At 71.7% G+C, this 21,624-nt stretch carries 8 protein-coding genes; all 8 read right to left on the bottom strand.

From position 1 onward, the window contains the following. Positions 1 to 285: 285 nt before the first annotated feature. The 8 genes from HUW46_RS41900 to HUW46_RS41865 all read right to left on the bottom strand — a co-directional run bounded on the left by HUW46_RS41900 (position 286) and on the right by HUW46_RS41865 (position 21,535). Positions 286 to 1,164 (bottom strand): glycoside hydrolase family 16 protein, encoded by an 879-nt coding sequence (locus tag HUW46_RS41900; RefSeq protein ID WP_215544200.1) that lies wholly within the window; start codon positions 1,162 to 1,164, stop codon positions 286 to 288. Positions 1,165 to 1,395: 231 nt separating this feature from the next. After that, the gene (locus HUW46_RS41895) at positions 1,396 to 2,256 is read right to left on the bottom strand and encodes a 3-hydroxyacyl-CoA dehydrogenase family protein (protein ID WP_215544199.1); all 861 of its coding nucleotides are present in this window, start codon (positions 2,254 to 2,256) and stop codon (positions 1,396 to 1,398) included. A gap of 26 nt (positions 2,257 to 2,282) precedes the next feature. Further along, positions 2,283 to 3,314 (bottom strand): HAD-IIIC family phosphatase, encoded by a 1,032-nt coding sequence (locus tag HUW46_RS41890; RefSeq protein ID WP_215544198.1) that lies wholly within the window; start codon positions 3,312 to 3,314, stop codon positions 2,283 to 2,285. Further along, positions 3,311 to 4,402, bottom strand: coding sequence for an acyl-CoA dehydrogenase family protein (locus HUW46_RS41885; protein ID WP_215544197.1), 1,092 nt, complete (start codon positions 4,400 to 4,402; stop codon positions 3,311 to 3,313). Before HUW46_RS41885 ends, HUW46_RS41890 begins: the two co-directional genes overlap by 4 nt. Continuing rightward, the gene (locus tag HUW46_RS41880; protein WP_215544196.1) at positions 4,402 to 4,656 is read right to left on the bottom strand and encodes an acyl carrier protein; all 255 of its coding nucleotides are present in this window, start codon (positions 4,654 to 4,656) and stop codon (positions 4,402 to 4,404) included. Before HUW46_RS41880 ends, HUW46_RS41885 begins: the two co-directional genes overlap by 1 nt. A 9-nt stretch (positions 4,657 to 4,665) precedes the next feature. Then, positions 4,666 to 5,664 carry a 3-oxoacyl-ACP synthase gene (locus HUW46_RS41875; protein ID WP_215544195.1) on the bottom strand — a complete coding sequence of 333 codons (999 nt, stop codon included), beginning with the start codon at positions 5,662 to 5,664 and terminating at the stop codon, positions 4,666 to 4,668. Further along, on the bottom strand, positions 5,661 to 12,224 hold the full coding sequence (locus tag HUW46_RS41870; protein WP_215544194.1) for a non-ribosomal peptide synthetase: 6,564 nt from the start codon (positions 12,222 to 12,224) through the stop codon (positions 5,661 to 5,663). Before HUW46_RS41870 ends, HUW46_RS41875 begins: the two co-directional genes overlap by 4 nt. Before the next feature lie 8 nt (positions 12,225 to 12,232). After that, the gene (locus tag HUW46_RS41865; protein ID WP_215544193.1) at positions 12,233 to 21,535 is read right to left on the bottom strand and encodes a non-ribosomal peptide synthetase; all 9,303 of its coding nucleotides are present in this window, start codon (positions 21,533 to 21,535) and stop codon (positions 12,233 to 12,235) included. Positions 21,536 to 21,624 lie beyond the last annotated feature (89 nt).

The following is a 21,624-nucleotide window of genomic DNA, read 5'->3' as shown; positions in this document are numbered from 1 at the left end:
TTGCCTGTCAACTCGGGTAACCCTCTCGAGGCTCTGGGCGAGGCTGGGGGTCACACTGGTGAGGTCGCGTAATTATCTGTCGCGTGTTCTTCGATCTTGTAACCGGGTGTGATCACCGGTGGAACCGTGAGCTGGCCGCGTATCCGCCCACGCTGTCGCACGCCGCACCAGGTCTGGTACTCAACGTACACAGAGAGACCAAACCGCAACGCCATCGCGCCGGAGTCGAAGAAGGCCCGTCCTGCGCCCTGAATCGGACGCGGGACGGACCTTTTCGGCTTGTTCCTAGCTCTTGCTTACCTTGACGGTGAAGGAATCGACGCTCATTCCGGCGCCCGAAGTGATGTCGGGGGCCGGTGAGGTGCAGCCGCAGACCTTGTTCGGGTACGAACCGCCGATCGCGACGTCGAAGATGGCGAAGAAACCGTGGTCCACCGCCGCCTTCCAGGTCGCGTCGGACACCTGGTTCTGTTTCACCGCGAAGGTTTGCTTTCCGTCGAGGAAGAAGCGCAGCTCCTCGGCGGCGGCGTCGCGCCGGTCCACGATCACCGAATACGTGTGGAAACCGGTCTGGCAACCGTCGCAGGCCTGGAGGTCACTGGTGATACCGTCCGGGTCGTGGCACTCGCCGGCCCACTGTCCACAGTGGAAGGTAGTGGAATGCTTGCTCAGCGCGTTGACGTCCTCCATGATGTCGATTTCGCCGATGCTCGGCCAGTTCGTGGCGTTCGCCGGGCGCGCGTCGGCACCCATCGCCCAGAACGCGGGCCAATAGCCGAGCCCCTTTTCCGGATTCGGCTGCTGAATGGACGCACTGAGCTCCATCTGCCCGCCCGCCGGTGCGCCGAAGTCGGTGCGCTGGGTTTCGACCCTGCCCGAGGTCCACTTGCCTGCCGAATCCCGGATCGGCTTGATCACCATGTGGCCACTGCCGTCCTGGTACACGTTTTCAGTGGAGTCCGTGGCGACCTCGACCTCGCCGGTACCCCAGTTCGCGGCACCGCCCGGGTACCCGGTTCCCTTGTCGTAGAGCCAATCCTTCTCGTTGAGCCGACTACCCGCCGGGCCGTCGAAATTGTCCTGGAAAACGACGTTCCACTCGTCCTTGGGCTCGCTCGCACCGGCGGACACCGGCCCGGAAAGCGCCACAGTCGCCAGTGACATCGTTGTCAGAAGCCCGAAAAAACGACCCAGGGAACGACGTTTCAGGCCAGCCGCTTTTCTTGCCGAACTGTTTTCGCGCATTGCCCTGCTTTCTCTCGGAGGGACCGAGAATCCACCCTCCAACGACCGCTCTGGCACGGTCAAGACCAGCCCTCTTTTTCGTTACAGATGCCGGTGAAGTGTGCCCTCGCGCACCCGGAACGAGAGACATCAGGGCAAAACGCGCGACGGTCAGGAAGACAGGTGGCTCCGCGCGGAACGGTGGAATCCGCGCCCGCTCTTCTCCCCGAGGTTCCCCGCCGCCACCAGCTCGGCCAGCAACGGACTCGGCTCGAACCGCGGGTCGCCGGTGAACTCCCGCAACACCACCAAGGTGTCGACGATGGTGTCGAGCCCGATCAGGTCGGCGGTGCGCAACGGTCCCATCCGGTGCCCGAAGCACTCCTGGAACACCGCGTCCACGGTGGCCGCGTCGGCGGTGCCCTGGTGCACCACGGCGGCCGCCTCGTTGACGGTGAGCATCAGCACCCGGTTGGAGACGAACCCCGGGCCGTCACCCACCACGATGGCCTTCTTGCCGAGCAGGTCGAGCAGTTCCGTGGTGCGCCGCAAGGTGTCCGGCGAGGTGCGGGGCCCGTTGGCCACCTCGACGGTGTCCTTGAGCGGCGCCGGGTTCATGAAGTGCGTGCCGATCACCCGGCCGGGATCACCGACCCAGCCCGCCATGTGGTCGACCGGGATCGCCGAAGTGCAGGACGCGAGCACGGCCCCCGGCGCACTGTGCTCGTCGGCCGCGCGCAGCACTTCTTCCTTGACGGGCAAGCGTTCCGGCACGCATTCGAGCACGAACTCCGGCATCCCGAGCTGGTCCCAGCGATCGGTCCAGCGGATGCGGCCCAGCACCTCGTCCGGATCGAGGTCGTCGCGGCGCAGCATCCGCGCGAGGCGAACCCCCGCGCGGATCCGGTCCGGCCCGGCTTCCCGTGCCGCGGCTACCGGTTCGAACACCGTCACGAAACCGCCCGCCGCAGCGACGCACTGCGCCACACCGCAGCCCATCGTGCCGCCACCGAGAACCGCGTAGTCGGCCATTCCGAATTCCTCCTTGGTGTCGCGGGTCAGTGCGCGGTTTCGGTCCGCACCCGGATGTGCCCTGACCGCGAAACCGGCTCGCCTCGGTGCGCCAGCAGCAGCCGGTCGCCCGTGTCCCGGTCCACCTCGAACCCGGCGAACCGCAGCGTGACCAGCATGATCCGGTTGACCTCGGTGGGCGCGAACTCCGCGAGCGTGCGCCGCCCCTCGGCCAGCGAGCGCCGCACGACCTGCTCGATCAGGGCCGCGCCCGCGCCGCGGGAGGCCACCCGGCAGGAGGTGAGCAGCAGCTTGATCGTGGTGGTCGTGCCGCTCCGCTCGGTCAGCGCCAGCCCGATGGTCCCGTACGGGCCGAATCGGTCGGTGAGCTCGGCGACCAGCACCTCGTGATCGGGCGAGGAGGACAACCGGTGCAGCTCGTCCTCGTCGAAGGTGAGACCGGTCGTGTTGAGCTGGTGGGTCCGCACGGTCAGCTCGTGCGCCCTGGCCAGATCGGTGGCGGTCGCCCTGCGGATCACCATCGTGAGGTCCAGCGAGGCGAGGAACTCCGGCGCGGTGCCGTCGTGCGCCTGTTCCGCCGCGCGCCTGCCAGCCTCCACCTGGTACAGCTGCCGCCGCCGGGCCGATTCCGCGGTGCGCGTCACCGGCTGGAACTCCGCCAGGTCCGGGAGCGAGCCCGCCTGTTCGGCGGCGTACGCCCGTACCTCGGGCAGCGCCGCCACGACCTCGGCGCGTTCGACGGGATCGTTGTCGATGAAGGCGAAGCTGCCGGTACCGAGGTTCAGCAGGTCCGCGACGCGGCGAACCGACGCGGACTTGGCGCCCCAGCCGACCTCCACCACGGTGAACAGCTCGCGCAGCCCCACCCGGTCGAGGTGCGCCACGGCCGTCGCGTGGTCCCCTCGGCTCGCGGTGGCGTGCAGGATCCCGCGTTCGTCCAGCTCGCGCAGCGCGGCGACGGCGGCGGGAAACGGCGTCGCGTCGTCGCCTTCCAGCACCACCCCCTGCCACAGCGTGTCGTCGAGATCCCAGACCAGGCACTTGACCGGTTCGGTCACGCGACCCCCTCGGCTCGGTGCTGCCGCAGCAGGTGTTCGGCGATGTGCAGCTCGGACACCTGGTCCGAGCCCTCGATGATCTGCATGACCTTGGCGTCGCGGAAGAACCGGCCAGCCCTGCTGTCCGGCGCGCAGCCCGCGGACCCGAGCAGCTGCACGGCGTCCTGGCTCGCCGAAGCCGCCGCCCGCGCGGCCGCGTACTTGGCCATGACGGTGGCGGCGACCGCACCCGGTTCCTTGGCGTCGCGCGCGCTCGCCGCGGCCGCGCACAGCTGCCGCGCGGCGGTCGCGTCCACCGCCATCCTGGCCAGTACCGATCGGACCAGCTCGTGCGAGGCGAGCGGTGTCCCGCGCTGACGGCGCCTGGTGGTGTGCGCGGCCGCGTCGTCGACGCAGGCGGCCGCCATCCCGGCGCAGCCCCAGGCGACGGTGAAGCGGCCGTGGTCCAGCGCCGTGGCGACCACATGGGACAGTCCGAAACCGGCTGGTGCCACCAAGTTCTCCATCGGCACCCGCACACCGTCGAACCGCACGTGCGCGATCATCGCGGCGCGCAGCCCGAGCTGCCCGCGCACCGGTTCGGCACGCACCCCCGCCCGATCCGCCTCGACGAGCACGGTGGCGAGTGCCCCGTCGAGGCTGCCGAGCACCAGGAACACCGTCGCCTCCTGGCCGAAGGTGATCCAGCGCTTCTCGCCCGTCACGACGAGCTGGTCACCGTCCCGTTCGAGCCGCGTGTCCACAGCGGACAGTTCGGTGCCGGCACCCGCTTCGGTCGCGGCGAAGCCGGCGAGCTGGTCCCCCGCCGCCAGCGCGGGCAGCAAGTCCGCCCGCTGCGCGTCGGTCCCCCAGCGGCCGATCGCGGCGGACACCATGCCCTGCACGGTGATCAGCGCGCGGACCGAGCCGCACACGGCACCGACCTCGGCGCACAGCTCCCCCAGTTCCCGTTGCGAGCCACCGCCGCCGCCGTATTCGACGGGGATGTCGGTGCCGAGCCAGCCCGCGCCCGCGACCGCTTCGCGCGCCTCCAGCGGCAGCACCCCGCGCTCGTCCCAGGCGGTGGCGTCGAACTCCCCCAGCTCCATCAGGCGCCCGTCTTGGCGAGCACGAACGCGGCCAACCGGTTCACCGTGCGGAAGTTGTCGAGATCGAGGTCGGCCACCTCGACGGTGATCGCGAAGCGGTGCTCCACGAAGGTCACCAGCTCCAGCGCCACCAGCGAGCTGATCAGGCCCTGTGCGAAGTAGTCGTCGTCGGGATCGAGCTCGGTGTTGACGAGGGAGTTGACGAACTCCAGCAACCGGGCGCGCACCACCTCGATCGGAACCTCGGTCTGCATGCATTCCTCCTACAGGTAGTGCGTTTTGGCTTCGTCGCCGGCGTGTTCGACCAGCAGCAGGCTCCACGCCGCGACCGGGCTGGCGTTGAGCACCACCGCGCGCGAGCCGGGCGGCAGCTCTCCGTTCGCGATGGCGGCGGACAGGTTGAGCAGGATGTCGTTCGGGCCGAGGTGGCCGTGGGACGCGAGATTGCCGGAGCAGGCCGCCGACAGCCGAATCCCGAGTGCCTCCTCGGTGAACCGCAGCGAGCCCGCCGAGAGGTTCTGGCTGACGTAGCAGGCTACGTCCGTTGTGGACATTCCGTTCCTGGCGAGCAGCTCCCGGTGCAGTTCGCGCAGCCGCACCCGCCCTTCCGTCGCGAGGGTGAACGAGTAGCGCCGCAGATCGGCGCATTCCTCGCTCCAGTCGGCCTGCGCGCGATCACGGAAGTCCACTGTGTACAGGTCCCAGTAGGCGCCGTTGGTGACCTGCACGATGTCGAGCACCCGCACCGGGCCGGTTCTGGACAGCAGCACGGCCTGCCCGCCGTCACCGCTCACCGTGACCGGATGCCGGTACCGCCTCGGCGTCGGCGGTTTGCTGCCGTGCACGACCAGCACCTCGTCGAGCGCCGGATCGGCGGCGAGCAGCCCGCGCGCGACGAGCAGCGCGGGGGTGAGCGAGACGCAGCCAAGGCCGCCGACCGAGAAGGTGAGCGCGTCACCGAGGCCGAGCAGGGCCTGGAGCCTGGTGGCCTCGGAGCTCATCAGCCGCTCCGGGGCGCGCGAGCCGATCACCACGAGCGCACCCGGCGACGCACCGGTCTCGGCGAGCACCTTCCCCGCCGCACCCGCCGCCAACCCCACCGCGTCGTAGCGCGGATCCGCGCGGATCCGGTCGATGCCGAGTTCCAGGCACACCCGCCGCCGGTCTTCGGGCAGCTCGGCGAGTTCCGGCAGCTCGGCGACCGCGGCCACCGTCTCCGGCAGGAAGTCGGCGACGGCGCGGACCGCCAACGGCGCGGTCATGCGCCCGCGCCCAGTTCCGCGAACGCCTCGGCCAGCCGATCGGCGAGCACGTCCGCGTCCTTCGCGCTGAACCGTCCACTATGGACGAGGTGGATCTCGGTCCGCCCGTCGACCACACCGGTGACGATGACCAGCGGGCGCAGCGCCACCAGCGGCCGGAGTGCCTGGTGCTGGATCGGCGCCGTCCCGATCGACACCGGCCCGCCGAGCCGGATCGGGTTGAGCCCGCTGGTCTTGTGCTCCACCAGCACCACGGGATCGGGCAGGGCCCGGAGTTCCTGCACCGCGGGCGTCTGCGGGCTGAACCGGCGCAGCACGCCGTAGCCCACGCCGTCGTTCGGCACCGAGCGGAGCACCTCGGTGGTTCCCGACAGCGCTTCGGCGGGGTTGGTGGCGGGATCGACCGGGAGGTGCACCGGGAAGACGTTGGTGAACCAGCCGACCGAGCGCGACCGGTCCCCCGGCCGGAACGCGGACGGGGTGCCGTGGCCGACCGTCGACAGGTACGCGCCCGGTTCGCCGCGCCAGCGGGACCAGCCGCAGGCCACCGCGCACAACGAGGCCTCCCGGCTGGTGGGGCCCGCCACCGACAGCAGCTCCGCCAGCCGTTCGCCGGGCACCACCCTGCTGAGCACGCCCGGCTCGCCGTCCGCGCTCGCCGGTCGCACCTCCGCCGCGCCCCGGCGCAGCACACCGGTCCAGTAGCCGAGTTCCCCGGCCAGTTCGTCGCTCTGCGCCAGACCGGCCAGCAACCGGGTCCAGTCCCGCCACGCCGCGGGCCGCACCGCCGTGTCACCGTTCCCGGTCAGCGCCCCGTTGAGGTCTTCGAGCAGCGGCACGGTGGAAATCTCGTCGTGCGCGAAGTGGTGCAGCACCAGCAGGACCACTCCGCCGCGATCGGCGCCCCGGCGGTAGTAGCGGGCGCGGAGCAACGGCCCGCGCCCGAGGTCGACGTCCCCGGCGAGTTCGGCGATGTCCGCGGCGAGCACCGCCCGCTCCTCGTCCGGGGTCACCGGCGGCAGCACCGCGGTGTCCACAACGGACTCGGCACTGGCCTCGCCCGGTTCGATCCGCCAGCCGAGCCGGTTGCGGCGGAAGCGGTACCGCAGCGGCTCGTGTACCCGGACGAGTTCCGCGAAGGCCGCGCACAGCCGGTCCACCTCGATACCGGGCTCGACCTCCAACACCTCGGCCACCACGAACTCGGGCGCCCCCGGTGAGAACGGTTCGACCGCGTCGAGCAGGTCGAGCATGAGCGGGGTGAGCGGGATCGGGCCGCTGTCCGCAGTGGCTGCGGGCGGTGCGGCGGGCGACACCGCCTCCGCGAGTCTTCGCAGGGTCGGGTACCGCAGGACGTCCTGCGCGGTGATCGCGAGCCCGGCCCTTGCCGCCCTCGCCGCGACGCCGACGCTCAGGATGGAGTCACCGCCGATCCGGAAGAAGTCCTCGTCGGGTCCGATCGATTCGCGACCGAGCAGCTCGGCCCAGATCCCGCCGAGCACCCGTTCCGCATCCGTGAGTGCGCTCATCGGTTCTCCCCCTCCGTCACCGAGCCCTGCGCGTTCGAGCTTTCCGTTCACCGTTCTCGGCAGCACGCGGTGCCGCACGATCCGGGCCGGGACCAGGTAGGACGGCAGCTCCGCGCCGAGCGCCGCGAGCAGTTCCTCCTCGGCCGGTAACCGGTCACCGGCGACGTGGGCGACCAGCCGCGGAACGCCCGCCACGTGCTCGTCGGCGATCACCACCGATTCCCGCACCCCGTGCTGCGCGGTCAGCGCGCGCTCCACCTCGGCGGGTTCCACCCGGTGCCCTCGAAGGGACAGTTGCTGATCCGCGCGGCCGTGGAACGCGATCGTGCCGTCGGGGCGGATCGAAGCGAGATCACCGCTGCGGTACATCCGGGCACCGGGCGGGCCGAACGGGTCGGCGACGAACCGGCTCGCCGTCAGTCCCGGCAGGCCGCGATAACCGCGCCCCAGCGAGGCCCCGCCGAGGTACAGCTCCCCGGTCACCCCCGGCGCCACCCGTTCAGCGCGGGGCCCGAGCACGTAGGCAGTGGTTCCGGTGACGGGGTGACCGAGGCCGGGCAGGTCGTCGCCGGTCGGGTCGACCGCTCCGCACAGGGACACCACCGTGCATTCGGTGGGGCCGTACAGGTTCAGCATCCGGTACGCCGCGCCTGCCGGGGGCCGCGCGCGCAACCGGTCGCCGCCCGCCCCGAGCACCCGCAGCGCGGGAAGGCCCGGCTGCTCGGCGATCAGCAGTTCCGCCAACGCGGTCGGCATCGCCGCCACCGAGATGCCGTCTTCGCGCAGCGAACGAGCCAGCTCGGCCGGCGTGCTCAGCACCTCGTGGACAAAGTGGACGGTCGCGCCGTGCGCGAGCGCGGACAGCACCTCCATTATCGCGCCGTCGAAAGCCGGGGCGTAGAACTGTGCCACGCGGTCGCCATCGGACAACCGGGTTTCCCTGCCGTACCAGTGCACCAGGTTCAGCAGGCCGCGGTGTTCGATTTCGCAGCCGTTCGGCCGCCCGGTGGAGCCGGAAGTGTGCGCCACGTAGGCGAGACCGCGCGCGGTCGCGTCGCGGGGGAACGCGAGCGGTCCGTCCGACGCGTCGTCCGGGATCAGCACCGGCCGTCCGCCCGCGTCGGTCCCGGCGTCCGCGACGACCACCGGCGGGTCGAGCGAGGCGATGATGTCGTCCCGCCGTGCGGCGGGCACCGCGGGATCGATCGGGGCGAAGGCGGCTCCGGCGCCCAGCACGCCGAGCCAGGCGACCGCCAGCCGGGCACCGCGGCCGACCACGACCGGCACCACCGTCTCCGGCCCGGCTCCGGCCTCGACGAGCCGACGGGACAGCGCCGCCGCCGCGCCGACGAGCTCGCGATAGGTGCGGACCCGATCGCCGTCGACGACGGCGTGGCGATCCGGCTGCCGCCGCGCCCGCGCCAGCACCAGCTCGGCGACCGTGCGGTGGTCCCCGCGCGCCAGCTCGTCCAGCGGGCGGTCGGGGTGGTCCACCGCCTCGGCGGCGATCTGGCGGAACAACGCCGAAACCGCGGCCATGGTGGACTCGTCGAACAGATCGGTGGCGTACTCGAGGTAGCCCCGCATCGGGCCACCGTCCTGATCGGACAGTCCGAGCGTGAGGTCGAACTTCGCCGTGCCCTCGGCTATCCCGAAGCCGCCCTCCTCCGGAACGGACACCGCCAGCCCCGGCAGTTCGGCGGAATGGGTCGCGGTGTTCTGGTGCGTGTAGGCCACCGTGAACAGCGGGTGGCGGGACGAGTCCCGCCGCGGCTGCAGATCGGCCACGATATCGGCGAAGGGCACCTCTTCGTGGTCGAGCGCGCCCGCCACGGTTTCGGCGCACCGGCGAACGACTTCGCGGAAGCCGGGACGGCCGTCGAGCCGGGTGCGGAACGGCAGCAGGTTGTTGAAGTAGCCGATGAGCTCGTGGGTCGCCGGATTGACCCGGCCGGTCGTGGCGGCGCCGACCACCACGTCCTCGTGCCCGGCCCACAGGTATAGAACCGTGTCGAACAGGGCCAGCGCGGTGACGAACGTGGTCACCCCCGCCGTCGCGCTGAACTCGCGCAACCGGTCCGCCCGCTCGTGGTCCAGCGTGAATTCGAGCAGGGCGCCCGCGTGCGACTCGACCGCGGGCCGCGGCCTGTCCAGCGGCAGCTCCCTGGTCGGCAGGTCGGCCAGCCGCGCACGCCAGAACTCCAGTCCCCGCGCGCGGACATCGTCGAGCCGTGCCCGCTGCCAGCCCGCGAAATCCGGGTACTGCGCGGGCAGGTCCGGCAGCACCGCCGCCCTGCCCTCCACCCGCGCGGTGTAGAACTCGGTGAGATCGCGCAGGAACACGCGCGGCGACCAGCCGTCGAACGCGATGTGGTGCCACGTGCACAGCAGCTGGTGGTCGTGTTCGGACACGGCGAACAGCACGGCGCGCACCAGTGGCCCGGTGGCGAGATCGAACGGCTCCACCGCCTCTTGCCGCATCGCCGCCGACAGTTCCCGCGCACCGGCCGAGGTCAGGTCGACGACCCGCAGGTCCCCGGCGGGCAGGTCGGCGAGCGCGTACGGGCGGCCGTTCTCGTCGGCCACGATCCTGGTTCGCATGATCTCGTGCCTCGCCGCCAGATCGGCGAAGGCGCCTCGCAGCGCGTCGACGTCCAGCGGGCCGCGGTACCGCAGATCGGTGGGGATGTTGTAGAGCGGTGTCCCCGGCGCCAGCCGGTCGAGGTACCAGAGCTGTTCCTGGCCGACCGAAATCGGCAGCGGTCCCCCGCGCGGGAGCACCGGTATCGACCAGTCCTCCGGATCCGTCGCACGCCGCCCGGCGATCAGCTCCGCGAGCGCGCGGACCGTGCGGTTCTCGTACAGCTCGGCGAAGCCGAGCCGGACCCCCAGTTCGGCCTCGAACTCCCGGATCAGCGTGATGCCCGCGATCGAGGTGCCGCCCAGCTCGAAGTAGTCGGAATCCGGGCCGATACCGGTGGACTTGAGCACGCGGGTCCAGATCGCCGCGACGGCCTGTTCGAGGTTTTCGCCCGCCGCTCGCGGTTTTCCGGCGGTTTCCGCGCGCGGAACCCAGCAGGGAACCGGTTCGAACGGGTAGGTCGGCGCGTCGATCCGCGGTGGCCTGCCGTCCGCGTAGTGCGCGGACCAGTCGATGTCCACGCCGAGCTCGTAGAGTTCGGCGAGCGCGCGCAGCGGCCCGTCGCCCGCGAGCAGGCGGACGATCGGCAAGCCCGGTTCGAGCGCCGCGATCTCCCGGGAGAGGATCCCGTCCTCGCCCATTTCGAGCAGCACCGCACCGTCGGCCACGAACCCTCGCACGGCCCGGCGCAGGCCTTCGGCGTCGACCTCCGGGGACAGGCCCGCGGCCGCCGCTTCGGCCTCGGCGCGCGTGATCCGGCCTCGCGCGACCCGCACCGCGAGATTTCCGGTGCCGCTGCCGACCATCCTCGAATCGTCGATGCCGAGGGACCGCACCAGTTCGTGCCGCTCCAGCTGCCGCGTCCACTGCTCGCCGTCGCCGGAGAACAGCAGCACCACCGGCGTCCCCGCGGGCGATGGCTGTTCCGGCGGTGTAGCCAGCCGAAGCGCCGAGGTCAGTTCACCGGTGTCTCGCGCGACGAAGGCCCGGCGGCAGGCGTGATCGTCGCGCCCTTCGTTGAGCACCGCCGCGATCTGCGCGAGCGGATGGCCGGTCCCGTCGGTGAAGTCGGCCAGCGCGCGCAGGTATTCCTCCAGCGCCGCCGGGGTTTTCGCGGAAATGGTGACCAGTCTCGGCGTCTCGTCGTCGACGACGTGCGCTCGTACCGGCGCCTGTTCCACCACTACGTGCACGTTCGTCCCGGTGAGCCCGAAGGAGCTGAGCCCGGCCCGCCGAGGTCCTTCCCAGCGGGCCGGTTCGGTGTCCACCACGACCGGCGCGGAGAACGCCGGGTTGGGCCGCTCGAAGTGCGCGGTCGGGTACCGCGTTCCGGTGCGCAGCGCGCAGATCACCTTGAGCAGCCCGGCGATCCCGGCGGCGTGGTCGAGATGGCCGAAGTTCCCTTTGACCGAACCGATCGCGGGCGGACCGGCGGAGAACGCTTCCGCCAGACCGGCGACCTCGACCACGTCCCCGAGCGGGGTGCCCGAACCGTGCGCCTCGACGTAACCGATGTCCTCGGGGCGGACGCCCGCTTCGCGGTGCGCCGCCCTGATCACCTCCGCCTGCGCGGACGAACTGGGCGCGCTCATGCCCACCGCGCGGGCACCGTTGTGGTTCACCGCGACGCCGGTGAGCACCGCGAGCACGGTGTCCTGCGCGGCGAGTGCCGACGAAAGCCGTTTCAGTACAACGAATCCGCCGCCCTCGCCCCCGATCGTGCCGTCCGCGGCCGAGTCGAACGGGCGGCACACCCCGGCACGGGAAACGACCCCCGGCAACGGTTCGTGATCGTGCTCGGGCATCAGCACCGACTCCACGCTGAAACCGCCGCACACGGCCATTTCCGTCCGCCCGGCGCGGAGCTGCGCCACGGCCATCGCCACCGCGTTCAGGCTACCGCTGCACGCGGTGTCCACCACGAACGCCGGTCCCGTGAAGTCGAAGAGGTAGGCGATGCGCGCCGCCGCGGCCGCCGGGAGCGAACCCAGGATCTGCCGAGCGTCCTCACCCGCGTACAGGCCGGCGTAGGACGGGTTCGGCGCGCTCACGATCACCGACGTGTCCGAACCGCGCAGCCGGGACGGCGCGTAACCGGCGTGCTCCAGCGCCTCGTGCACGAGCTGCAGGCTGATCCGCTGGTGCGGGTCCATCAGCTCGCTCTCGCCGAGGGAGAGGCCGAAGAAACCGTGGTCGAACAGGTCCACCCGGTCCAGGTAGCCGATCCGGAGGTAGTCCACATCGGACTCACCGCCCGCGTTGACGACGCGCTCCTCCGCCGGCGGGCCGACCGCGTCGAAGCCTGCCGCCAGCGCGGTGTGCAACGCGTCGAAGGTGCGCAGTCCGCCGGGCAGCGCGAACGCCGCCCCGACCACCGCCACGGCTTCCATGCCCCGCCTCACAGTTCGTGGTCCGCGGTCGTGCGGTCGTCCCTGCCGACCTGCTCCGCCATCGCCTCGATGGTCGGATGGTCGAGCAGGACCGCCACCGGCAGTTCGGTACGGCCGAGCCGCGCGAACTCGCCAGCCAGCCGGACCAGCGTCAGCGACGAACCGCCTGCCTCGAAGAACTTCTCCCTGATCCCGATCTCTTCGCGGCCGAGCACGGCCGCCCACGCCCGCGCCACCAGCCGCTCGTTGTCGGTACGGGGAGCCAGGTAGGAACCGTCGACCGCCACGCCCGAACGCGGGAGCGCGTCGCGGTCGAGCTTTCCCCGTGAGGTCAACGGCATCCGATCGAGCGTGCCGAACTCGGCAGGCACCAGCTGCGGCGGCAGGATCTCGGCGAGGTGCTCGCGCAGCTCGCCCGCGGACGGGCCGGGACGCCCGCGCGGCACGATCGAAGCCACCAGCCGCCGCTGTGCCCCTTCGCCGGTGGCCGTCACCGCCGCCTCGCGGACGCCGGGGTGTCGCCGCAGAGCCGCTTCGACTTCACCCGGTTCGATCCGCACCCCGCGCACCTTCACCTGGCCGTCGGCGCGGCCGACGAAGAACAGCGCGCCGTCGGGAGACCAGCGCGCCAGATCACCGGTCCGGTAGAGCCGCCCGCCTTCCTCCCCGAAAGCATCGGCCACGAAGCTCGCGGCGGTCGTTCCCGGCCTTGCGTGGTAGCCGCGGGCGATTCCTGGCCCACCCAGGTAGATCTCGCCCACCGCGCCCACCGGAACCGGCCGCAGCCTCGCATCCAGCAGGCGCACGACCGCGCCTTCGAGCGGGACCCCGATCGACGGTACGTCCACTTCGGACAGTGGAGCGCTGATCGTCGCGGCGATGGTCGCTTCGGTCGGTCCGTAGGTGTTGAACAACCGCCGCCCGCCGGACCATCCGGCCACCAGCCCCGGCGGGAACGCCTCACCGCCGCAGACCACCGTGATCCCCGACGGCCACGACCCGGCGGGCACCGCGGCCAGCACCGACGGCGGGGTCACCACGTGGGTCACTCCCTTCGCCGCGATCACCTCCGCCAGCCCGCTCACGGAGATGCCCTGCGGCGCAGGCACTTGGGTCGCGCCGGAGAACACCCCGGCGAACAGTTCGAACAACGAGGCGTCGAAAGCCGGGGAAAGCCAGTGCAGCACCCGGCTGTGCGCGCCGGTGCCGAGCGTTCTGCCCAGCGCGGTCACGAGGCAGGCGAGCCCCTGGTGCGTCACCATCGCGCCCTTCGGACGACCGGTGGTACCCGAGGTGTAGCACAGGTAGGCGGCGTCACCGAGCCGGGCCGGCCGGTCCAGCACGGGTCCGCGGTCCAGCCCCAGCTCGTCCGTCCTGAGTTCCGGCACCGGGGAAAACCCACCGGCCGAGTTCCGGTCGGTCAGGACCACGGCCGCGCCCGCGTCGCCGACCAGCCACCGCAGCCGCTCCGGCGGCAGTGCCGGATCCAGCGGCAGCACGGCGCCACCCGCCTTGACCACGCCCAGCAGCGCGGTGATCGAGTCCGGCCCCCGGTCGAGGCAGACGCCCACCACGGACTCGGCACCGATGCCGAACTCGCCGAGGCGGTGCGCCAGCCTGCCGGACCGCTCGGCGAGCTGCGCGTAGGTGAGCTCGGTGTCCGCCGACACCGCCACCGCATCCGGCGCCCGGCGCGCCTGTTCGGCGAAGAGCTCGGCGGCCGTTCGCGGCTCGGCCGGTGCCTCCGGCGAACGCCCCCAGCTCGCGAGCAGCTCAAGCTCTTCCGGCGGTAGGACCCGCACCGCGGACAACGGCCGCTCCGGCGCGGCGATCATCGAGGACAGCGCGGTGGCCAGGCGGGCGACCAGGCGCCGCGCAGTGACGTCGTCGAACAGTTCCGTGTCGTAGGCCAGTTCGAAGCTCATTGACCGCCCCGGCAGCACGATGAGGCCGAGCGTGAAATTCGCGCCGTCGTCGCCGTCGAACTCCACCACGCGCGATCCGTCTTCGAGCACGGCGAACGGGTCACCGACGTAGTTCTCGAAGGCGATCGCGCTGTAGAACAGGTTCACACCGGTCGGGACCTCGGTGAGCGCCTGATGCCGCGAAGCCGGGTAGAAGTCGTGGGCGCGAGCGTCGAGCTGCCCGTCTTGGATCGCCGAGAGCCAGCCGAGCAGCGGCACGTCCGGATCGACGGTGAGCCGCACCGGAATCGTGTTGATCAACGGGCCGAAAATGGTCTCGACACCGGGGATTTCGGGTGGGCGGACCGAAACGGTGGTACCGAACACCACGTCCGCCCCGCCGCTGTGCCGCGACAGCAGCAACGCCCATGCCGCCTGGACGAGCGTGTTCACGGTGAGCCGGTGCCTTCGGGCGAAGTCTCCCAGTTCGGCGGTCCGCTCCTCGGACAGCCGCAGCCCCCGTGTCCCGGATCGGCGGGTGCGGTGGCCAGGCGCGGGCCGCCGGTCGAACGGCAGCGGAGTGGGCTCGCGGAAGCCGGCCAGCACCGTGCCCCAGTACGCCGACGCGGCGTCGTGGTCCTGTGCCGACAACCAGTCGCAATAGGACCGGAACGACTGCCGGGGCGGCAGGTTCGGGGTCTCGCCCCGGTTCAGCGCCGCGGTCGCCGCCGCCACGTCGGAAAGCAGCCGCGCGATGCTCCACCCGTCGATGAACAGGTGGTGCGTGGTCAGCACGACCCGCACCCGGTCGCGCGGCAGCTCGGTCACCACCAGGCGGGTCGGCGGGACCGCGGTGAGGTCGACGCCTTCCTCGCGCTGCTCGGGCGAATCCGCGCGCCGGTCGTACCGGGTCACCGGCAGCGGCGCGGACCGGTGCACCACCTGCACCGGCTCGGGAAGCCCCACCCAGTGCACCGTGGTGCGCAGTGCGGGCGTGGCGGCGACGACCAGCTGCCACGCACGGACGAACGCGTCCACATCGGACACACCGTCGACGAGTATGCCGATGTGGCGGGCGTAGACGTCCTCGCCCGCACCGGCGAGGGTGTGGAACAGCATGCCCGCCTGCATCGGGGTGAGCTGGTAGACGTCTTCCACCGCACGCCCGTCGCCGACGAGCCGGTCCACCGCGTCCTGGTCGAGGTGGGCCATCGGGAAGTCCGATGGCGTGCGGCCGCCCGCGCCGTCGGAGAGGCAGTGCCGGATGATCTCCCGCAACGCGTCCGCGGTGTGCTCCGCGAGCCTTCGCACGGTCGGCCCGGCCACCGTGCCGGGGGAATGGTCCCAGTGCAGCACCAGTTCCCCGGTCTCGACGATCGCCGTGACCTCGAGCGGGAACGGCTGCGCCTCCTCGGGATGCGGGCCGTCGGCGACCGGGAGCTCGCGCAGGTACAGCTCGTTGGCCGCGTCGGCGAACCGGCCGAGGTAGTTGAAGTTGATCTCCGCCCGGTGTCCGCCGTCGAGCGCGCCGGTGCCGGACAGGTAGCGCAACGCGTCGTATCCTTGACCGCGGCCGGGAACCGCCCGCAGCTGTTCCTTGACCGACCGCAACACCGCCCGCCAGTCCCTGTCCCGCGGCAAATCGAGCGCGACCGGGAACTGGGTGGTGAACCAGCCGACCGTCCTCGTCGGATCAGCCTGCCCGAGCAGTTGTTCCCTGCCGTGGCTCTCCAGGTTCACCAGTACGCGGTCACCGCCCGTCCAGTCGGCGACGGCGACCGCCAACGCGCTCAGCAGAACGTCGTTGGCCTGGGTCCGGTACACCCCGGGAACACGGCGGAGCAGCGCCGTCGTCTCGGCCGCGGTCAGCCGGACGGTCACGGTGCGAGTGGGTTCGTCCGCGCCGGAGCCGTCCACCGGAAGCGGTGGCGCGGTGCGCTCGTGCACGTCGAGCCAGTGCGGCAGCTCGTGGTCGAGCGCGCCCGCCGCCACGTGTTCGCGGAGCATCCGGGACCACTGCTGGAACGACGTGGTCTTCGGGCCGAGGTCGACCGGTGCCCCGGACGCGGCCTTGGCGCAGGCGGTGCGGAGGTCGTCGAGCAGGATGCGCCAGGAAACGCCGTCGACGACGAAGTGGTGCACGGTCAGCAGCAGCCGCGGCGGCCGGGCGTCGCCCAGCTCGAAGTAGTCGGCGAGGAACAGCGGTCCGGCCGCGAGGTCGAGTTCCGCGCGGGCGGCGTCCATCGCGCGGTCCAGTTCCGGCCCCGGATCGTCCATTCCGGACAGATCGTGAACGCGGAAGACCACGCCCGGCTCAGCCGCGGGCAGCCACTGGTGCCACTCGCCGTTCCGTTCGCCGACCCGGATGCGCAGCGCGTCGTGGTGCGCGACCAGCGCTTCGACCGCCGTGCGCAGCACGTCCCGTTCGACACCGGGCGCGAGTTCGAGGAACCGGGACATCGTGAACCGTCCGGGATGGACGGTGAAGGTGTCGAGGAACCAGCGCTGGATCGGCGTGAGCTCCACCTCGCCCGAGACCGGCCCCGTGTCGGCCGCGTCCGGGGCGGGCGCCGCCACGAGACCGGCCGCGAGCTCGGCGACCGTCTGCCGCTCGAACACCTCGCGCGAGGTCAGCCGCAGACCGGCCCTGCTCGCGCTCGCGGCCATCCGGATGCTGCCGATCGAATCCCCGCCCAGTTCGAAGAAGTTGTCGTCGATACCGACCCTGGCCACGTCCAGCACCTCGGCGAACACCGCGGCGAGCACGGATTCGGCGTGCGTCCGGGGTGGGCGGTACCCGGCGCCCTTGCTCGTGTCCGGGGCCGGGAGCGCCCGCACGTCGAGCTTTCCGTTCCAGGTCAGGGGAAGTTCGCCGAGTGGGACGAAAACCGAAGGCACCATGAATCCCGGCAGCACCCGCGCGGCGTGCTCGCGCAGCACCTCGGCGGGCGGAAGCCCGGCGCCGGACTCCGGGGTCACGTAGGCGACCAACCGGCCACCCGGCTCGACCAGTACCGCCGCGGCGGCCACCAGGTGGTGCCCGCACAACACCGCCTCGATTTCGGCGGGCTCGACCCGGAACCCGCGCGCCTTCACCTGGCGGTCGGTCCGGCCGCGGAACTCCAGCATCCCGTCCTCCCGACGGCGGACCAGGTCACCGGTGCGGTACAGCCGCGAACCCGGCCCGTCGCCCGTGACGTCGAACGGGTCGGCGACGAACCTGCTCGCGGTCAGCCCCGGCCGTCCGAGGTAGCCCCTGCACACCCCGGCGCCACCCAGGTACAGCTCGCCGTCGACACCGGTCGGCACGGGCCGCAGGTACCGGTCGAGCACGTGCGCCGAAGTGCCGTCGATCGGGGTACCGATCGACATCGCGGCGCCCGTGCCGGGGTCCTCGCCACGCGACAGCACCAGCGTGGTGGCGGTCAACGTGGTCTCGGCGGGGCCGTAGATGTTGCCGAACGCGGTGTGCGGCAACCACTTCCTGGCAAGTTCCGCCGGGCACAGCTCGCCGGCGGAGAGCACCAGCTCGAGTCCCGGCACGGCGTCCGGGTCCACAGTGGACAGCAGCGCGGGCGGGAGCGCGAGCACCGTGACGCGATCGCGGCGGATCTGCTCGGCGAGGGTCAGCGCGCCGTCCCGCTCCCCCGCCTCGCTCAGGCAGACGGTCGCGCCGGAGAGCAGCGGCAGCAGCGTCTGCCACAGCCCGCCGTCGAAGCTGACGGGCAGGTGCACCAGCACCCGCGCACCGGGACCGATACCGAGCGCGGCGCGCGCGTCCGCGACGCGGCTGGCCAGCGCGCCGTGTCGCACCAGCACCGCCTTGGGCGCCCCGGTCGACCCCGACGTGTGTTCGACGTACGCCAGGTTTTCCGGGTGCGTCAGGACTTCCCGGCGCTTCGGCACGCTCGGCTGATCGCCGTCCACCCGGAGCACGGGTGCGTGCTCGGGGAGCCGGTCCGCTCCTGCCCCGTCCGTCAGAACGAGCGACGTCCCGGAATCGGCCAGCACCGACGCGATGCGGTCCCGCGGGTGCTCCGGGTCGATCGGCACCAGCACCGCGCCCGCCCGGATCACGGCGAGCATGCTCACGATCAGCTCCACCGCGCGGGGAAGGCAGACACCCACCAGTGTTTCGGGCCCAGCCCCGTGTTCGGCGAGACGATCCGCCAGCGGCTCGACCCGCGCGGCCAGCTCCCCGTAGCTCAGCTCGACGGCACCAGCGATCACCGCGATTTCGTCCCGGTGCCGCCGGAACACGTCGGCGAGCAGGTCCGGCGGCACCGGCAGCGAACTCGCGGGCGCGGCGGCCGCCGCTTCGGATCCGGTCAGCGGCATCGTCCGCAATGGACGGTTGGGGTCGTCGGTGACGGCCGCGAGCACCGCGGAAAGCTGCCGGGCGAAGCGGTCGATGGTGCTTTCGCGGTACAGCTCGGTGCTGTAGTTGACCACGATCCGCAGGCGCCCTCCGGTCACCCGGAACTCGGTGGTGAGGTCGAAGGTGGCGGTGCACATCGGCAACTCGAGCGCTTCGGCGGAAAGGCCAGGGAACCGGCGCGGCCTCGCGGGCGCGTTCTGCATCACCACCATGGCCCTGATCAGCGGAGTCCCGGTCAGGTCCCGCTGGGGTGCGAGCGCGCCGACGACCTTTTCGAACGGCACGTCCGCGTGGTCCGTCGCCGCCAGCACGGTTTCCCGCACCTCGCCCATCAGCGCGGCGAAGCTCAGCCGTTCGTCCACAGTGGATCGGATCACCAGTGTCTCGGCGAAGAAACCGGCCACGTCCGCGAACTCACCCCGCTCGCGGCCCGACGTCACGGTGCCGATCGCCACGTCCGGTTGCCCGGCGAACCGGGAGTGCACCAGCTGGCAGGCGGTGATCAGGACGGTGAACAGGCTGACCTGCCGCGACCTGGCGAACCGGACCAGTCGCACGGTCAGCTCGGGGGGAAGCCATGCCTCGTGAACCGCACCGGCCCGCGAGCGGTGCACCGCCCGGGGCCGGTCCACCGGGAGCTCGAACGGCCGCAGGTCGGCGAGTTCGGTGCGCCAGAAGGACAGCTGCCGTTCCTCGACCTCAGGGCTGAGCCGTTCCCGTTGCCAGCGCGCGAAATCGGCGTACCGCGCGGGTAGCGATGCCAGCGCGGACGACGTTCCCGCGAGTGCGGCCCGGTAATTCTCCGCCAGGTCGGACAGCAGGATCTCGGTGGTCCAGTCGTCGGTCAGGATGTGGTGCAGGGTCAGCACCAGCACGTGCTCGCGCGGCCCGAGCTTCGCCAGCATCAGCCGCACCGGCGCCCGTTCCGCCAGCTCGAACACGACGCGTGCCTCGGCGTGCAGCAGCGCGTCGAGCGCCGCACCGGTGTCCTCACCGCCGGTGAGATCGGCCAGTTCGAGGTCCACCGGGGCCGCCGGGTGCACCAGCTGCGCGGGTTCGCCCCGCTCGACGGGAAAGCTCGTGCGCAGGATTTCGTGCCGCGCCACCAGCGCGGTGAGCGCCGACCCCAGTGCGGCGACGTCCAGCTCTCCGGTCAACCGCAGCGCTTTCCCCACGTTGTAGTCCGCGCCAGGCGATTGCGTGTGGATGAACCAGAGCCGCCGCTGCGCGAACGACAGGGGGAACCGGGTGCCCGCACCTCCGACGCGGACCTCCCCCGCCGGTCCGGTGTGCGCGGGCAGCGACGCGAGTTCGGCCACCGTGGGCCGGTCGAACAACGCGCGGTGGGGCCATGCCACGCCCAGCCTCGCCCGTGCCGCCGCGGCGACCTGGATGCCGAGGATGGAATCCCCGCCCAGATCGAAGAAGTTGTCGTCGATGCCGACGTGCTCGACTTCGAGCACGTCACGCCAGATATCCGCGAGTACCCGTTCCGCCTCGGTACGCGGTGCCGCTCCGTCGGCGATCTTCGGGGGCGCCGGGAGCGCTTTGCGGTCCACCTTGCCGCCGGGGAGCAGGGGGAACCGGTCCAGCTCGACGAACGCGGTCGGCACGAGGTGTTCCGGCAGCCTGGCGGCGACGAAGGCGCGGAGCTCGTCCGCGACGGGTCTTTCCGGGCCGACGGGGATGAAGTACCCGACGAGTCTGCGGCGGCCCGGCTCCGCCGGCGCGGCCACCACGGCCCGATCCACTGCGGGATGGCGTGCCAGCACGCGTTCGACCTCCGCGGGCTCGATGCGGAAACCCCGGATCTTGAGCTGGTCGTCCACCCGGCCCAGGTGTTCGAGCAGGCCGTCGGCCCGGCGCCGCACCAGGTCCCCGGTGCGGTACGCGGTCCGGCCCGGCACGACCGGATCGGCCACGAAACGGGACGCGGTCAGCCCGGGACGCCCGTGATAGCCGCGCGCGACCGCGTCACCACCGAGGTACAGTTCGCCAACCTCGGCCGGTCGCAGCCGCGCGTCCAGCACGTACGCCGTCGTCCCCGGGACCGCCTCTCCGATGGGCACCGACGTGCCGTCGGACCAGTCCTCCTCCGCGTCCCGCACCAGCCGGAACACGCACGAATCCACGGTGGTTTCGGTGGTGCCGTAGGCGTTCACCAGCTCGGTGTCGCGGTGCAGCAGGCCGAGCAGTTCGCGGCCGTCGTCGACCGGCCACGCCTCGGAGCCGACCGACACCAGGTCGAGCGGCGGCATGCCACCGCTCCGGGCGGCTTCGCGGCCGACCGCCTTCGCCAGCGACGGCAGCATTTCCAGTGCCGTTCCCCCGGCCCGGTCGATCAGGTCGAGCAGCGCGGCGGGATCGGTGATCGCCTCCCGCGGCGCGAGCACCAGTGTCCCGCCCGGCAGGACGGACCTGGCGAAATCGGCGAAGAACAGATCCGTGGCGAATCCGGTGACGGAGACCAGCCTCGGGCGACGCGCGCGCAGGCAGTACAGCTCCTCCCAGGCCGCGCAGGTCCGGGCGAGCTGGCGGTGTTCGACTGCGACGCCCTTGGGCGGGCCCGTCGATCCCGAGGTGTACACGACGTAGGCGAGTGCCGCTGGATCGATCCGGCGCACCGGCAGCGACGGCCCCGAAACCGGGCCTGCCCCCTCGGCGTGGATCACCGCGCAGTCCCCGAAACCGCCTGGCAGAGCGGAGTCCGAGAGCACCAGCCGGGCACGCGAGTCCGCCAGCACCCACCGCAGCCGTTCGGCGGGGTGCCCAGGGTCCAACGGCACCATCGCGGCACCGGTGCGGAACACGGCGAGCAGGCCGATCACCATCGCGACGCCGCGTTCCAGGTGCAGCGCGACCAGTTTTCCTTGCCCCGCACCGCTTTCGGCCAGCCGCCAGGCCAGGTTCGCGGACGCGCGGTCCAGTTCCGCGAAGCTCAGGCTCGTGTCCCGGTAGGTCACTGCGACCGCGTCCGGTGTGCGGGAAACCTGCGCCAGGAACAGTTCGAGCACGCTCGGTCTGCCCATCGTCACCCCCAGTCGGTGATCCGGCCGGAACCGGTATCCCTACCCTGGCAGGCGAATCCCGCACCGGCAACAAACAAACCGTTTCCGGG

It is taken from the genome of Amycolatopsis sp. CA-230715 (genome assembly GCF_018736145.1).
Lineage (GTDB): Bacteria > Actinomycetota > Actinomycetes > Mycobacteriales > Pseudonocardiaceae > Amycolatopsis.
The sequence above is the reverse complement of the archived record's forward strand: the minus strand, read 5'-3'. Positions and strand labels throughout refer to the sequence as shown.

What these genes read in the sequence shown, in the direction of transcription:
- HUW46_RS41900 (WP_215544200.1), bottom strand. Translation starts at nt 1,164, where the DNA reads ATGTCACTGGCGACTGTGGCGCTTTCCGGGCCGGTGTCCGCCGGTGCG.
- HUW46_RS41895 (WP_215544199.1), bottom strand. Translation starts at nt 2,256, where the DNA reads ATGGCCGACTACGCGGTTCTCGGTGGCGGCACGATGGGCTGCGGTGTG.
- HUW46_RS41885 (WP_215544197.1), bottom strand. Translation starts at nt 4,402, where the DNA reads ATGGAGCTGGGGGAGTTCGACGCCACCGCCTGGGACGAGCGCGGGGTG.
- HUW46_RS41880 (WP_215544196.1), bottom strand. Translation starts at nt 4,656, where the DNA reads ATGCAGACCGAGGTTCCGATCGAGGTGGTGCGCGCCCGGTTGCTGGAG.
- HUW46_RS41875 (WP_215544195.1), bottom strand. Translation starts at nt 5,664, where the DNA reads ATGACCGCGCCGTTGGCGGTCCGCGCCGTCGCCGACTTCCTGCCGGAG.
- HUW46_RS41870 (WP_215544194.1), bottom strand. Translation starts at nt 12,224, where the DNA reads ATGGAAGCCGTGGCGGTGGTCGGGGCGGCGTTCGCGCTGCCCGGCGGA.
- HUW46_RS41865 (WP_215544193.1), bottom strand. Translation starts at nt 21,535, where the DNA reads ATGGGCAGACCGAGCGTGCTCGAACTGTTCCTGGCGCAGGTTTCCCGC.